Here is a 13,418-nt window from a genome sequence, read left to right on the forward strand (position 1 = left end):
ATAATGAGACTTCTGAAACTCGTCCCCGACGATACCAATATCAAGTTCCTGAAATGGCGCGTGCCGTTCTATGTCGTCAGCCTGGCGCTGATGGCGGCAAGCTGGGCGCTCGTTTTTACCCAGGGCCTGAATTACGGCGTGGATTTTGCCGGCGGTCAGGAAATCCGCGCAACCTTCACCCAGCAGGCCGAAGCGCCCATTCCGCAATTGCGTGATACGGTCGCCTCGCTCGAAAATGTGGGTGATCCGGTGATCCAGCGGTTCGGCGCACCCAACGAAGTGTCCATCCGCGTGAAATTGCCGCCCGAAGCTGAAGGCGATCCGGCATTTGCCGATGCCATGACGCGCACCATTACCACCGCGTTGCAGGCAGAATATGCCGACATCCGGATTGACGGTGTGGATTCTGTATCCGGCAAGGTTTCCGGCGAATTTCGTGAAATGGCGATTTACGCCCTGCTTGCGGCAATGCTGGCGATTGCGATTTATATCTGGGTCCGGTTTGAATGGCAGTTCGGGGTCGGCGCCCTGTTCGCGCTGGTGCATGACGTTTCGCTGACACTGGGTATGTTCGCCCTGTTCCAGATGGAATTCAGCCTTCAGATCATCGCGGCCATTCTGGCGATCATCGGCTATTCGCTGAACGATACGATCGTTGTATATGACCGTATTCGTGAAAATCTGAAAAAATACCGCAAGATGCCGCTTCCCGAATTGCTCGACCTTTCGGTGAACGAAACGCTGGCGCGGACAGTGATGACTTCGCTGACCTTGCTGCTGGCGCTGTTGCCGCTGTTGCTGTTTGGCCCGGCCAGCCTGTTCGGCCTGACCGCGGCGATTACGCTGGGTATTTTTGTTGGCACATACAGTTCGATCTACATGGCCGCGCCAATCCTCATCTGGCTGGGCGTGGATTCGCACAGCTTTGTGCCAGAGGAAAGCGTTGCTGACCGGCAGGACAAGGTCGCCCGCGGGGAAATGTAACTGGCAGGAGGGCGGCGCATCCCGCCCTCCGCCTTACTTTGCCGCGATACGGGTATAATAGTCCGCAAGCTGCGCTGCATTGCGCGCCCAGCTGAACTGGTCTGCCATGGCCGCAACCGCCGCAAACTGGCGCGGATTGTCGAGCACTTCCTGAATGCCGTGGCCGACACCCTCAGCGGTGCGTTCCACAATCACGCCTGCATCCTTGCTGGTAACGATTTCACGCGCACCCCCGGCATCGCAGATCACCAGCGGTGTCCCGCAGGCCAGCGCTTCGACCCATGCATTTGCCAACCCTTCATGAGATGATGGCAATACCATCGCATCTGCTGCAGAAAGAATGATGGGCAGCAAATCATGATCGATGGAGCCCAGAAAATGTACGCGGTCCGCCACTTTCAGCGACATTGCCAAGTCTTCAAGGCGCTTGCGATCTTCACCGTGCCCGACCAGCAATAGCTGCGCGTCGAGAAAATTGACCAGGCTGCGAATGACAAAATGTTGCCCCTTTCGTGCCGTCAGCGCGCCCACACTTACCAGCAAGGGGGCAGGGTCGCTGATTTCCAGACCAAGTTCCCGCGCCAGACGGGTGCGGATGGTGGGGTGGTCAAGCGGGCGAAACCTGTCCCGGTCCAGCCCGGTATAATTGACTGTGATCTTGCCCGGTTCCATGCCCATGGCGGCCATGTCCCGGGCAAGCGCCTGCGATACTGCCAGCAGGCCCGTGGCAGCGCCGCCCGCTTCGATCATCTGCTTTCTGGCAAACGCCATGCCGCCCCAATAGGAAATGTCAGAGCCCCGCGCCTTGATTGACCAAGGCAGGCCCAGATCACTGGCAATCCGCGCAGCCGCCGGCCCGTCAGGATAGAAAAACTGGGCGTCCACCACATCGAAAGGCTGCTGCCGGTGTAAATGCCGCGCCAATTTTCTGACCGACCGTGCGATGATCAGCGGATTATGGCGCACTCCAAACCGGGGGATGAGCGGAAAGACAGGGCGGTAGACTTCCACCCCCTTTTCCACGCCGCTGATGGCGGCAGCGGCAAGATTCCGGTATTTTCCGAACGCAATTGGCGGAATGCCAAGCGGGTTTATCAGCGTAACGTGCCAGTCACCGCGTGCTGCCAGCGCTTCCATTGACCGTGCCACGAATGTCCCGAAGCGGGGGGCATTATTGTTGGGATAGAGCGTGGAAATAGAAAGCAGGCGCTTCATAATCTGCGCACCAGCATTTCGGCCACTGCCAGCCATGCCGGATCATCCACCACTTGCTGTTTCTGGCCGCTACCGGGGGGCAGTATGCCAACCATCACACCCTGCCGGTCAATCAGGCGGCCGAAGGAAAACCGGCCTCCCTTGCGCGGGACCAGCACATCACGGTTGATAGCGCGCTGGTAATCCGCGGGGTCCATCTGGCGCAGCCAAAGCTGGTCGCCAGGGCGATATTCGCCAACGCTGGTCTCGACCGATAAAACCATCAGCGGCATTTCGCCGCCAAGATCGGTGGCCAATATTGCATCACGCGGCTTTGCCAGGGGTTCCGCCCCTGTATCAGCCAGCGTCGCCACGATCTGCGGCTGAACTGCAGCATCGGACCTGACCAGCAATTCTGGCGCAATATCTAGCGCAGCGGCGATCCGGTCCATCCATTTAATCGACAGGTTCCGCATGCCTGTTTCCAACCTGCCGATGGTCTGGGCCGTGGTTGGCGGATTGCAGGCTGCGGCCAGGTCTGCAAGGGTCAGCCCTTTTTCCTGTCGGATGTCGCGAATGCGATTGATCATGGCGCAGCCTTCTTTAACCAAATGGGTTTTTCACTTTCCTACATAAGGTTCGTTTTGGCAAGGGTGATTTTCCAGTTGGAAAAAGGGGATTATCCATGCGCCAGCATCTGGTTGAACGAGAACTTACCGAGTCCGGAGCGCGTCAATCCGCGGCTGGAAAATCCATCGACCGGCGGCGCACCCGAACGGTATCGGTCAATGTGGCGGAATCTCCGCTGACGTGGCTACATGCCCGGGGCCATCTGGATGATCGCCTGTTTGACGCAGGTGAACGATTGCGGGCCGATTATGAACGTGCCTCGCTTGGCCCGTCTGTCACCATGAGCTGGGACCCGGTGCGCATCAAAGGCGGCGGCGATGCCGGACTTTCCCCGACCGAACGGCAGATCGCCGCAAAATCGCGTTTCGATGGGGCCATGAATGCCGCAGGTAGCGGGCTGTCCGACATTCTGTGGCGCGTGGCCTGCGGCTGCGAATCCCTGCCAGATGCGGAAAAGGGGCTGTCCTGGCCGGCACGAAGCGGCAAGCTGGTATTGAAACTGGCGTTGGAAAGAGTAGCGGCTTTTTACCGGATTACGTGAAGGGCAGGCTTATTCCGGTCGGGGACGCTGACGCGCCTTGTCATGCGCGGCGAGTTTCAAACCGGCGCGCGCAGTGCCCACGCCGAACATCGTCAAAAGCACGAGGGTAAGGGCGACGATCAGAATGTCGAAATAGGAGAGTGAAGCAGTCGGCCCCCAGCCTGGACCTGCGAAATACATGCCCAGGGTGAGCGCGATCAGCAGCAGACGCGCTTCGGTCGGCCCCATGCCGCCATGCGACATGGGAAATTCTCCGCTGACCTTGGCCAGCAGGAAACTGTGAATGTTGAGGAGCAGATAGGCGACAACCGCAAACAGGGCGACATCAATCCGCACATAAGGGCTGAGGCCAAAGCCGCCCAGCATGATCAGCGTGGTGAAACCGTCGCTCGAATGATCGATGAAATAGCCATAGGAGGGGCGTTCCACCTTGCGGTATCGGGCTACACTTCCATCCAGCGAATCCCCGAACCAATGGCCGACATACCCTGCCACAGCCAGCCATAGCCACGCGGGATCCTGATTGCTCAAACCATAGGCAAGGCAGACAATAGCTGCTGAAATAACCGCAAATAATGTCAGCAAGTCCGGCGTCACCCACAGCGGCAGGCGCGCACAAATCCAATTGAGCAATGTGCGCTCATGCCGCGCAAGGACATTGCCCTGCTGCCTTACCGGCGGTGTCATCGGGCTGTCAGCTTTGCTCATCCAACGCGAATTACGCGTTGATCCGTCTAGCGCAAGGCAAATCGATCATTCCGCAAGCCGCGAAACTTATCCCTCGACCTGCTCCGCCAGTTCCAGCCAACGTTCCTCTGCGGCGTCCTTTTCGGCACGGGCGTTCTCTATCCCCTTGGAGATATTGGAAAACTTCTGCGGGTCACTGGTAAACAGGTCTGGGTCGGAAAGGATTTTCTCGCCCTTCACAATGGCGCTTTCCAGTTCTTCTATACGCGCCGGCAGCAATTCATAATCGCGCTGATCCTTGTAACTCAGCTTCGCAGATTTGGCCGGGGGCGGGGGCGGAGCGGCGGCTTTTGCGTCCCGCAATCCTTTGGCGGTGCCAGAAACTGTCCGGCGAATGCGCTTTGCTTCCCAGTCGGCAAAACCGCCCGCAACAACATCCACGCTGCCGCTGCCATCCAGACCAAGGGTGATGGTGACAGTGCGGTCCAGAAAGTCACGATCATGGCTGACGATCAGCACGGTGCCGTCGTAATCCGCGATAACTTCCTGCAACAGATCGAGCGTTTCCAGATCAAGATCGTTGGTCGGTTCATCCAGCACCAGCAGATTTGTTTCGCGGGCAAATTCGCGCGCCAGCAGCAAGCGGGATCGTTCACCGCCAGACAATGTGCCGACCTTGGTATCCACCAGACCCGGGTCGAACAGAAACTCCTTCAGATATCCCTGCACATGTTTGCGCACGCCGCGCACATCGATCCAGTCGCCGCCTTCTGCCAGCACATCGCGAACTGATTTTTCCGGTGTCATCAGGCTGCGCTGCTGGTCGATCACCACCCCGTTGAGCGATTTTGCCACGGTTATCTTGCCCGTATCGGGCGCCAGATCACCCGTTAGCAGTCTCAGCAAGGTCGTCTTGCCAGCCCCGTTTGATCCCACAATGCCGATGCGGTCACCGCGCTGGATGCGGAGGGAAAAATCCTTGATGATGGGGCGTTCGCCGTAAGCCTTGCTGACGTGGTCGGCCACGATGACGGATTTGGATTTATTGTCCGAATCCGCTGACAGCCCCAGTTTGGCAGTTCCGCCCGGCGTTATCATGGCAGCGCGGGCCGCGCGCATGACATAGAGCGCTTCCAACCGGCCCTGGTTGCGTTTGCGGCGCGCGGTCACGCCGCGTTCCAGCCAGTGCGCCTCGATCTTCAGCTTGGCATCCATGCGGTGCGCGTTGCGCGCTTCCTCGGCATAGACCTGTTCTTCCCAAGCCTCATACCCGCCAAAACCGACATCCTTGCGCCGTAACATTCCGCGATCGAGCCAGATGGTCGCATTGGTCAGTCGTTTGAGGAAAGTCCGGTCATGGCTGATGACGAGAAACGCGCCCTTATACCGCGTCAGCCAGTCTTCCAGCCATTCAATCGCGGCCAGGTCCAGATGGTTGGTCGGTTCATCCATCAGCAACAGGTCAGGGTCCTGCGCCAAGGCGCGGGCGATGGCCGCACGGCGCCTTTCGCCTCCGCTTGCGCCATCAGACGGGGTCGCCATGTCGATGCCCAGCTGGCCGGCAATCGCCTCCACCTCATATGCGGCGGGGGCATCGCTGCCGGACAAGGCAAAATCCATCAGGGTGGCAAAGCCGGAAAAGTCAGGTTCCTGTTCCAGCGCCACGATCCGCAGGCCCGGTTTCACCTTGCGTTCGCCCTTGTCAGCTTCGATCTCGTTCATGATCATGCGGAACAAGGTGGTCTTGCCGGCGCCATTACGGCCGATGAGCGCCAGCCTGTCACGCGGGCCCACATGCAGGTCCAGCCCCTGGAACAGCCAGCGGCCGCCCTGCTGTAAACCCAGTTTTTCCCAGCTCAAGATTGGTGGTTGCGCCATGTGGGCGCGAGGTAGGGCAGGAATGCCCGCATCACAAGGTGCGTTGCACAGCAATTGAAATGGCGGAAATTCAAATGATGCCGGATAATCTCAAATGGCAGTGGATAATCGCGCAGGACGTGCATTGAGATAGTTCAGGAACCAGCGCATTCATTGAAGCGTAAGTCGCTCAAGAGCATCAGGCTGCAACCTTCAGGAGAAACCCCCGATGAAAAATTATCTCATGCCTCTGGCCGCAATGGCCGCCATCAGTGTGCCCGCCTCGGCCGCAGAAATACAGATACAGGCATCTGGCCCGGTGGTGGAATTATCGGTCAATGAAACAGTGAAGGCGCGGCCTGACATCGCAACAGTCAGTGCCGGTGTCACCAGCGAAGCGATGAACGCGGTTGACGCGATGCGGCTGAACGCCGCTGAAATGGACGCCGTTATCAAACGTATCAAGGCACTGGGCATCAAGGCTGATGATATCCAGACCACCGGCATCAATCTCAGCCCGCGCTATGATTATGACCGCGATTCCCAGAAACAGATTTTCAGGGGTTATTCCGCATCCAACCGGGTCAGCGTAATCCTGCGCAAGGTGTCAGAAACCGGACGCGTGCTGGATTCGCTTGTGGCTGCTGGCGCGACCGACATTGGCGGGCCGCAATTCTCGATAGATAATGACACCTCCGCCAAGGCGCAGGCGCGCAAATCCGCGATGGAACGCGCCCGCGGTCAGGCCATGGAATATGCCACGTGGGCGGGATATACCGGCGTTCGCCTGCTGGAAGTAAGCGAAAGTATCGCGGGCGATGCGCCCATGCCGATGATGCGCAAAGCCAACGACATTGCAGTCTCCGCAGCGCCCACGCCGGTTGAACCCGGCTTGGTAGGAACAGGTGTAAACCTTACCGTCAAATATGAAATGACGCGATAGAACTGCGACAGTGAAACGGTTGCGCCCGAATGCTGAACCTGCGCATTCGGGCGCATTCACATCGTGTTCAATGGTTTGATCATAGACGAAAAGGCATGATGAAAAAGATAGCCCTGTCCTGTATCGTTACCTCTTTGACCGTGTCGGCGTTGGCCGCGCCTGCGGCGCTGGCCCAGCCACGCACTGACCAGGGCGAAGTTCGCAAAGAAATGCGGGCTGGTAATGTTCTGTCACTCAGAGAGATCGAGCGGCGGGTGGTCGATCCGTTGAAAGCCCAGGGGCAGGAATATCTTGGCCCGGCCTACGATTCCACTGCGATGGCGTATCGGCTGAAATTCATCAAGGACGGCCGTGTGACCTTTGTCGACGTGGATGCGCGCACGGGCCGCATACTTCAGCGCAGCCGCTAAAACCGGACATATTTCCCGCCGGGACACATGAGGCGAGTTGACGCGTTTCATACAAAAGCCCACGTAACGGGTGTTTTTTCACAGGGGAATATTCCAGCATGCGCATCTTGATTGTCGAGGATGAACCGACTCTCGGCCAGCAATTGAAGAGCACGCTTGAGCAGACTGGCTATGCGGTGGATTTGTCCACCGATGGTGAGGATGGTCATTATCTTGGCAGTACGGAAGATTACGATGCTGTCATTCTGGACCTGGGTCTGCCCGAAATAGACGGGCTAACGGTGCTGGGTATGTGGCGCAAGGAAGGCCGGACGTTTCCCGTGCTGGTTCTGACCGCGCGTGATAGCTGGTCCGACAAGGTCGCCGGGCTTGATGCAGGCGCTGATGATTATCTGGCCAAACCATTCCAGACCGAAGAACTCATCGCCCGTCTGCGCGCGCTTATCCGCCGTGCGTCGGGTAATACTTCGTCCGAACTGACTGCCGGCCCTGTGCGGCTGGATACACGGTCAGGCCGGGTCACGTTGAGCGGGGAGCCGGTTAAGCTGACCGCCCAGGAATATAAATTGCTCGGCTATCTGATGCATCACAAGGGCAAGGTGGTGAGCCGGACCGAATTGATCGAACATATTTACGATCAGGATTTTGACCGTGATTCCAACACGATCGAAGTGTTTGTTACCCGCATTCGCAAGAAATTGGGTGCAGAAGTAATCACCACCATTCGCGGACTTGGTTACAGCCTTGACGATCCGGCAGACCAGCCCCGCGCATCTTGATGCCGGTTTGGCTGATGCCGCCTGTATTCCATCCGGGTGACTGCCTCGGTGACTGACGCAACTCAGAACGCGCCGCACATGGCGCCGGAAACAGTGCCGCACACCGGCAGCCTGTCCCGGCGCATGATGCTGATTGCCGCCGGGTGGATCACCGTGCTGCTTCTGGCGGGCGGTTTCGGCCTCGACCGGACATTGACCAAGCTGGTTGAAAACAATTTCGACGAGCAACTGGAATATATGCTGACAGCTATGGTGGCTTCAGCGGAAATCGGCCCTGATGGTGAAGTATTTTTCTATCGTTCGCTGGGCGATCAGCGGTTTCTGGAACCGGGCAGCGGGCTATACTGGCAGATCAGCGGCACGGGACATGAAGATTTCCCTTCGCGCAGCCTGTGGGACCGCAGCCTGCAGACCGAAGGCGACCATTTCGATCTTGAAACCCATTTTTACGACAGCACGCAATTTGCCGCAGAACCGCTCCGCATAGTCGAGCGGTCGGTTATCCTGCCCGATAGCGATACGCGCTGGACTTTCACGGTGGCCTCGGCGCGGGAGGAACTGGATTACCAGATCAGCCGCATCCGCTCCATTCTGGCGTGGAGTTTTGCGATATTGGGTATGGGTCTGTTCGTCATGGCAGCGCTGCAAACCTATTACGGGTTGCGGCCGCTGCGCCGGGTGCGTGATGCCATCCAGTCGATCCGCACCACCGGTTCCAACCGGGTGACCGACCCGTTGCCGCTGGAAGTTCAGCCTTTGGTTGACGAGCTGAACGCCTTGCTTGCCCATTCGCAAAAGCAGGCAGAAGAAGCGCGAACCCATGCAGGTAATCTGGCCCATGCGCTCAAAACGCCGCTGACGGTCATCAACAATGCTGCCACTGCCAAGGCACCTGATCTGCCTGATACGGTAATCCGCGAAGCCACCACCATGCGCCGCCATGTGGACCACCATCTGGCGCGCGCCCGGGCCGTGGGCCGCCGTGCCGTGGGCCATGCCCAGACGCCGGTGTGCGACAGTGCCGAAGCCGTGCGGCGCGCGGTGGAGCGATTGTACCCCGATGTCCGCTTCGACATTGATGGCAACAGGGGCGCTAAAGTCGCCATTGAACGGCAGGATCTGGATGAAATTCTGGGCAATCTGATCGAGAATGCGGCAAAATATGGCGGTGGCAGCGTGTTTGTCACGGTGGATGCCGAACCTGATGTGGAACAATGCGTCATCTGGGTGGAAGATGATGGCAAGGGCATTCCCGAAGCGGAGCGGGTGCGTATTTTTGACCGCGGAGCGCGTCTGGATACCGGCAAGCCTGGCACCGGGCTTGGTCTGGCCATCGTCCGCGACGTGGCCGAAATTTACGGCGGCAGTGTCGTGCTGGACGAAAGCGAAGACCTCGGCGGGTTGCTGGTAAAGCTGATCCTGCCGCGTGCCGGTTGATGTCCGCCGGTCTGCTGCAATGCGGCGAGATTATTCGCTGCGGGCCTGTTCGTGGTGGCGAATGACCTCCTCGATAATGAAACGCAGGAATTTTTCGGAAAATTCAGGGTCCAGTTGCGCTTCTTCGGCTTTCTGGCGAAGGCGGGCAATCTGGCGTTCCTCGCGGTTCGGGTCAGATGGGGGAAGGGCGGTTCTGGCCTTGTACTGCCCCACTGCCTGCGTAATGCGGAACCGTTCTGCCAGCATGTGAATCAAGGCGGCATCAATATTGTCGATGCTGCGCCTGAAAGCGGCAAGCTGCCGGTCGGCGTGAGGATCGGTGGCAGGATCTGGCGGTGTTTCGGTCATCACCAGACGCTTATCACGGGGAATGGCAGGATTCCAAGCTTGCCAATCAGGCATCTTCCGCCCATGTGGCTTGCCGATATGACTGGCGAGCCAAAATGACTGCCGAGATAGTGCCTCTTGCGCGAAAACAACCCGCTGGCGATGTGGCGGGGATGCCCACGCTTGACCCCATGCTGTCGTTGACGGCATCCGGCATGAATTCGGTCAATTCGGTCATTCTTGACCGGATGCAGAGCGAAATTCCGCTGATTCCGGCACTGGCGGGCCATCTGATTTCAGGCGGCGGCAAGCGGCTCCGGCCCATGCTGACGCTGGCTGGCGCGCAATTGGTGGGTTACCAGGGCAACCGCCATCACAAGCTGGCGGCCTCTGTCGAATTTATCCACACGGCCACATTGCTGCATGATGATGTGGTGGATGGGTCGGACCTGCGGCGCGGCAAGGCGGCAGCCAATATCATCTTTGGCAACCCTGCTACCGTGCTGGTGGGCGATTTCCTGTTCAGCCGCGCGTTTGAACTGATGGTCGAGGACGGCAGTCTGAAAGTCCTGAAAATCCTCAGCGGGGCCAGCGCCATCATTGCCGAAGGCGAAGTGGACCAACTGACCGCGCAGCGCCAGATCGAAACCAGCGAAGAACGCTATCTGTCCATCATCGGCGCAAAAACCGCCGCACTGTTTGCTGCCGCCAGCCGTATTGCGGCAGTCGTGGCCGAATGCGATGATGTGCAGGAAATGGCGCTCGACAGTTACGGGCGGAACCTGGGCATTGCCTTCCAGCTGGTGGATGATGCGATTGATTACGATTCCGATGCCGCGCAAATGGGCAAGGATCGGGGCGATGATTTCCGCGAAGGTAAAATGACCCTGCCGGTTATTTTCGCCTATGCGCGCGGCACGGAAGAAGAACGCAAGTTCTGGAAAGCAGCCATTTCCGGCCACCGCACGTCGGACGATGATCTGGCCGAGGCGATCGCGCTGATTGGCAAATATGACGCGGTGGAAGCCACGCGTGACCGTGCCCGCCATTTTGCCGATCGAGCGATAGAATCGCTCTCCATTTTCCCCGATGGCAAGGCGCGCGGCGCCATGGCCGAAGCGGCCCAGTTTGCGGTTGCCCGGGGCTATTAAGCCTGCGTTGATGGCCCTGTCGTGCCACTGGCCATGGTAACTGCCGATCTTCCCATTTATGCCGTGTTGCCAGACTTGCTGGCGGTGCTGGATACGCATGGCGCTGCGGTATTGATCGCCCCGCCAGGCGCGGGCAAGACCACTGCGGTTGCCCCTGCATTGCTCGACCAGCAATGGTGCGATGGCACTATTATCCTGCTGTCGCCCCGCCGCGTGGCGGCCCGCGCCGCGGCTGAACGCATGGCGGAAATGCTGGGCGAAAAGCCCGGCGAAACCATTGGCTACCTGACGCGGATGGACAGCAAACAGTCCGCAAAAACGCGTGTTCTGGTGATGACCGAAGCGATTTTCGTGAACCGGATCGTCAGCGATCCGGAACTGGCGGGCATCAGTGCAGTCCTGTTCGACGAAGCGCATGAGCGTAATCTCGACAGTGATCTCGGCCTGGCACTGGCGCTGGAAACCCGCGCCGTTCTGCGCGATGATTTGCGCATCTGCGTCATGTCCGCGACGATTGACGGGGCGCGCTTTGCTGCCTTGCTGGGAGATGATGCGCACATTATCGAAAGCGAAGGCAAGGCGCATCCGCTGCGGATCGAATGGCTGCCATCACGGCCAGACTTGCGGATCGAGGATGCCGTGACAGCGGCCATCATGACAGCGTGGCGCGCCGAAGATGGTGATGTGCTGGCATTCCTTCCCGGTGTTCGCGAAATTGACCGGGTGGCCGAACGGCTGGCGCCAAAACTGCCCGATACGCCCATCCTTCCCTTGCATGGGCAAGTCATGCCCGCAGACCAGCGCATGGCCATAAGGCGTGATGCCGAAGGGCGCAGGCGCATCGTGCTGGCCACCGCCATTGCCGAAACATCGCTGACGCTGGATGGCGTATCGGTAGTGGTCGATAGCGGCCTGTCGCGCCGTGCGGAGTTTGACCGCGCCGCCGGTTCCACCCACCTTGTCACTCACCGTGCCAGCCAGGCCGCATCGGCGCAGCGCGCTGGCCGCGCAGCGCGGCAGGGGCCGGGGGTGGCCTACCGCCTGTGGGAAGCCGCAGGCCATCAGGGCCGCCCGCCCTATGATCCGCCTGAAGTTGAGACCGCCGATCTTGCCCCCTTGATGCTGGCGCTGGCACAATGGGGCACGCTGGACCCTGCCAGCCTGCCGTGGCTGGATGCACCGCCTGCTGCTTCGGTTTCGGCAGCGCGGGACCGGCTGGAGAAATTGGGCGCATTGGACGCAGACGGGCGGATTTCGGCTTGGGGCGAAATGGTCGCCAGCCTGCCGATGAACCCTGTTCACGCGGCCATGGTGCTGTTTGGTGCCAGGGCGGGCCGGGCGCATGATGCGGCGCGCCTTGCCTTGTTGCTGCAGGAACGCGGGCTGGGCGGGCGCGGAGAAGATGTGCTGGCGCGGCTATCCCGCTGGGCAGGCGACAATTCGCCGCGTGCAAAGGCCTCCGCACAATTGGCGGACCGCTGGGCGCGCTTGGCGCAAAAACTGGTGACTTCCGCCATCACCGAAGCCACCAAACCGGCGCTGTTCCTCGCCCGCGCCATACCTGACAATATCGCACGGCGGCGCGATGCGGCTGGAGAAAACTGGCTGTCGGCAGGCGGCAGGGGGTATTTTCTGGACCCTGCATCCTCTTTGGCGCGGGCCGAATGGCTGGTGATTGGCGATGCACAGGGGCAGGCCAAGGCCGCGCGGATTACCGCCGCCGCCGCATTGGAGACAGCCGATGTCGAAGACCATCTGGCCGATCTGTTGGAGCGCCGCTCCGTCCTGCGGTGGAATGCAGAAGAACGGCGGGTGGAAGCACGGCTTGAACGAAGGCTTGGCGCCATTACGCTGGCGAGCGGGCCGGACCCGAAACCGGATGCCGAAGCAGTCACGGCCATGCTGATGGAAAAGGCGCTGGATGATCTGCCGCGCCTGCTGCCTGCCAGCCTGATGGCGCGGGCGCAGCATACAGAAGTGGCGGCGCTTGCCCCTGAAACATTGAAGGATACCGCTGCGACCTGGCTCGCCCCCTTGCTGGCGGGCAGGCGCGATCTGGACGTGGCGCAGGGCAAATTGGCAGATGTGCTGCTCGGCTTGCTTGATTGGGACAGCCGCCAGAAACTTGATTCTCTTGCTCCCAGGGAATTTGTCTCCCCTGCCGGAAGTCATCACAAAATAGATTACGAAGGCGATGATGCGCCATCGGTGGAAGTGCGCGTGCAGGCCCTGTTCGGGCTGGACCAGCATCCCATGGTGGGCAAGCAGCATCTGCTTTTGAAACTGACCAGCCCGGCCGGGCGGCCCATCCAGTCCACGCGGGACTTGCCCGGTTTCTGGCGCGGAAGCTGGCATGATGTGCGCAAGGACATGAAGGGGCGCTACCCCCGGCACCGGTGGCCTGATGAACCCTGGACCGAAAAGCCGAGCCTAAAGACCAAGAACGCCTTTTCACGAAGCGAAAGCTGAATTAGAGAG

The 13,418-nt window shown here is 59.7% G+C and carries 13 protein-coding genes; 8 read left to right on the forward strand and 5 right to left on the reverse strand.

What is annotated here, in order from left to right:
- The first annotated feature begins 3 nt into the window (after nucleotides 1-3).
- Nucleotides 4-984: a protein translocase subunit SecF gene (gene secF / locus GRI44_RS03275; protein WP_160600017.1), complete on the forward strand. Its 981-nt coding sequence runs from the start codon at nucleotides 4-6 to the stop codon at nucleotides 982-984.
- Between the two features lie 33 nt (nucleotides 985-1,017).
- Here the strand turns inward: secF and GRI44_RS03280 are convergent, their stop codons facing one another.
- Together GRI44_RS03280 and GRI44_RS03285 are read right to left on the reverse strand one after the other, a co-directional pair.
- The gene (locus tag GRI44_RS03280; RefSeq protein WP_160600018.1) at nucleotides 1,018-2,199 is read right to left on the reverse strand and encodes a glycosyltransferase; all 1,182 of its coding nucleotides are present in this window, start codon (nucleotides 2,197-2,199) and stop codon (nucleotides 1,018-1,020) included.
- Nucleotides 2,196-2,768, reverse strand: coding sequence for a helix-turn-helix domain-containing protein (locus tag GRI44_RS03285; RefSeq protein WP_160600019.1), 573 nt, complete (start codon nucleotides 2,766-2,768; stop codon nucleotides 2,196-2,198). The genes GRI44_RS03280 and GRI44_RS03285 overlap by 4 nt, the downstream gene beginning before the upstream one ends.
- 95 nt (nucleotides 2,769-2,863) lie before the next feature.
- Here GRI44_RS03285 and GRI44_RS03290 point away from each other — a divergent pair, with 95 nt between their 5' ends.
- A complete protein-coding gene (locus GRI44_RS03290) occupies nucleotides 2,864-3,349 on the forward strand; it encodes a DUF6456 domain-containing protein (RefSeq protein WP_160600020.1) in 486 nt (161 codons plus the stop codon).
- A 9-nt stretch (nucleotides 3,350-3,358) separates the two neighbouring features.
- Here GRI44_RS03290 and GRI44_RS03295 read toward each other — a convergent pair whose 3' ends face one another.
- Nucleotides 3,359-4,057, reverse strand: coding sequence for a CDP-alcohol phosphatidyltransferase family protein (locus GRI44_RS03295; protein WP_160600021.1), 699 nt, complete (start codon nucleotides 4,055-4,057; stop codon nucleotides 3,359-3,361).
- A gap of 66 nt (nucleotides 4,058-4,123) precedes the next feature.
- Nucleotides 4,124-5,914 (reverse strand): ABC-F family ATP-binding cassette domain-containing protein, encoded by a 1,791-nt coding sequence (locus GRI44_RS03300; protein ID WP_160600022.1) that lies wholly within the window; start codon nucleotides 5,912-5,914, stop codon nucleotides 4,124-4,126.
- A gap of 208 nt (nucleotides 5,915-6,122) precedes the next feature.
- On the opposite strand from GRI44_RS03300, the gene GRI44_RS03305 reads away from it, so the two are divergent.
- The 4 genes from GRI44_RS03305 to GRI44_RS03320 all read left to right on the forward strand — a co-directional run bounded on the left by GRI44_RS03305 (nucleotide 6,123) and on the right by GRI44_RS03320 (nucleotide 9,462).
- Nucleotides 6,123-6,836 (forward strand): SIMPL domain-containing protein, encoded by a 714-nt coding sequence (locus tag GRI44_RS03305; RefSeq protein WP_160600023.1) that lies wholly within the window; start codon nucleotides 6,123-6,125, stop codon nucleotides 6,834-6,836.
- A 95-nt stretch (nucleotides 6,837-6,931) separates the two neighbouring features.
- Nucleotides 6,932-7,246, forward strand: coding sequence for a PepSY domain-containing protein (locus GRI44_RS03310; RefSeq protein ID WP_160600024.1), 315 nt, complete (start codon nucleotides 6,932-6,934; stop codon nucleotides 7,244-7,246).
- Nucleotides 7,247-7,344: 98 nt separating this feature from the next.
- Nucleotides 7,345-8,025, forward strand: coding sequence for a response regulator transcription factor (locus tag GRI44_RS03315; protein WP_160600025.1), 681 nt, complete (start codon nucleotides 7,345-7,347; stop codon nucleotides 8,023-8,025).
- A 78-nt stretch (nucleotides 8,026-8,103) separates the two neighbouring features.
- Complete coding sequence (locus tag GRI44_RS03320) at nucleotides 8,104-9,462, forward strand: sensor histidine kinase (protein ID WP_160601220.1); 1,359 nt, start codon at nucleotides 8,104-8,106, stop codon at nucleotides 9,460-9,462.
- Between the two features lie 30 nt (nucleotides 9,463-9,492).
- On the opposite strand, the gene GRI44_RS03325 is transcribed toward GRI44_RS03320, so the two are convergent.
- On the reverse strand, nucleotides 9,493-9,810 hold the full coding sequence (locus GRI44_RS03325) for a chorismate mutase (RefSeq protein WP_160601222.1): 318 nt from the start codon (nucleotides 9,808-9,810) through the stop codon (nucleotides 9,493-9,495).
- 95 nt (nucleotides 9,811-9,905) lie between these two features.
- On the opposite strand from GRI44_RS03325, the gene GRI44_RS03330 reads away from it, so the two are divergent.
- Entirely contained in the window at nucleotides 9,906-10,940 is a 1,035-nt protein-coding gene (locus GRI44_RS03330) for a polyprenyl synthetase family protein (protein WP_160600026.1), read from the forward strand.
- Nucleotides 10,941-10,973: 33 nt separating this feature from the next.
- Nucleotides 10,974-13,409, forward strand: coding sequence for an ATP-dependent helicase HrpB (gene hrpB / locus GRI44_RS03335; RefSeq protein ID WP_160601224.1), 2,436 nt, complete (start codon nucleotides 10,974-10,976; stop codon nucleotides 13,407-13,409).
- Nucleotides 13,410-13,418: the final 9 nt, after the last annotated feature.

Source organism: Allopontixanthobacter confluentis (genome assembly GCF_009827615.1).
Classification (GTDB): domain Bacteria; phylum Pseudomonadota; class Alphaproteobacteria; order Sphingomonadales; family Sphingomonadaceae; genus Allopontixanthobacter; species Allopontixanthobacter confluentis.

What these genes read in the sequence shown, in the direction of transcription:
- secF (WP_160600017.1), top strand. Translation starts at nt 4, where the DNA reads ATGAGACTTCTGAAACTCGTCCCCGACGATACCAATATCAAGTTCCTG.
- GRI44_RS03280 (WP_160600018.1), bottom strand. Translation starts at nt 2,199, where the DNA reads ATGAAGCGCCTGCTTTCTATTTCCACGCTCTATCCCAACAATAATGCC.
- GRI44_RS03285 (WP_160600019.1), bottom strand. Translation starts at nt 2,768, where the DNA reads ATGATCAATCGCATTCGCGACATCCGACAGGAAAAAGGGCTGACCCTT.
- GRI44_RS03290 (WP_160600020.1), top strand. Translation starts at nt 2,864, where the DNA reads ATGCGCCAGCATCTGGTTGAACGAGAACTTACCGAGTCCGGAGCGCGT.
- GRI44_RS03295 (WP_160600021.1), bottom strand. Translation starts at nt 4,057, where the DNA reads ATGAGCAAAGCTGACAGCCCGATGACACCGCCGGTAAGGCAGCAGGGC.
- GRI44_RS03300 (WP_160600022.1), bottom strand. Translation starts at nt 5,914, where the DNA reads ATGGCGCAACCACCAATCTTGAGCTGGGAAAAACTGGGTTTACAGCAG.
- GRI44_RS03305 (WP_160600023.1), top strand. Translation starts at nt 6,123, where the DNA reads ATGAAAAATTATCTCATGCCTCTGGCCGCAATGGCCGCCATCAGTGTG.
- GRI44_RS03310 (WP_160600024.1), top strand. Translation starts at nt 6,932, where the DNA reads ATGATGAAAAAGATAGCCCTGTCCTGTATCGTTACCTCTTTGACCGTG.
- GRI44_RS03315 (WP_160600025.1), top strand. Translation starts at nt 7,345, where the DNA reads ATGCGCATCTTGATTGTCGAGGATGAACCGACTCTCGGCCAGCAATTG.
- GRI44_RS03320 (WP_160601220.1), top strand. Translation starts at nt 8,104, where the DNA reads ATGGCGCCGGAAACAGTGCCGCACACCGGCAGCCTGTCCCGGCGCATG.
- GRI44_RS03325 (WP_160601222.1), bottom strand. Translation starts at nt 9,810, where the DNA reads ATGACCGAAACACCGCCAGATCCTGCCACCGATCCTCACGCCGACCGG.
- GRI44_RS03330 (WP_160600026.1), top strand. Translation starts at nt 9,906, where the DNA reads ATGACTGCCGAGATAGTGCCTCTTGCGCGAAAACAACCCGCTGGCGAT.
- hrpB (WP_160601224.1), top strand. Translation starts at nt 10,974, where the DNA reads ATGGTAACTGCCGATCTTCCCATTTATGCCGTGTTGCCAGACTTGCTG.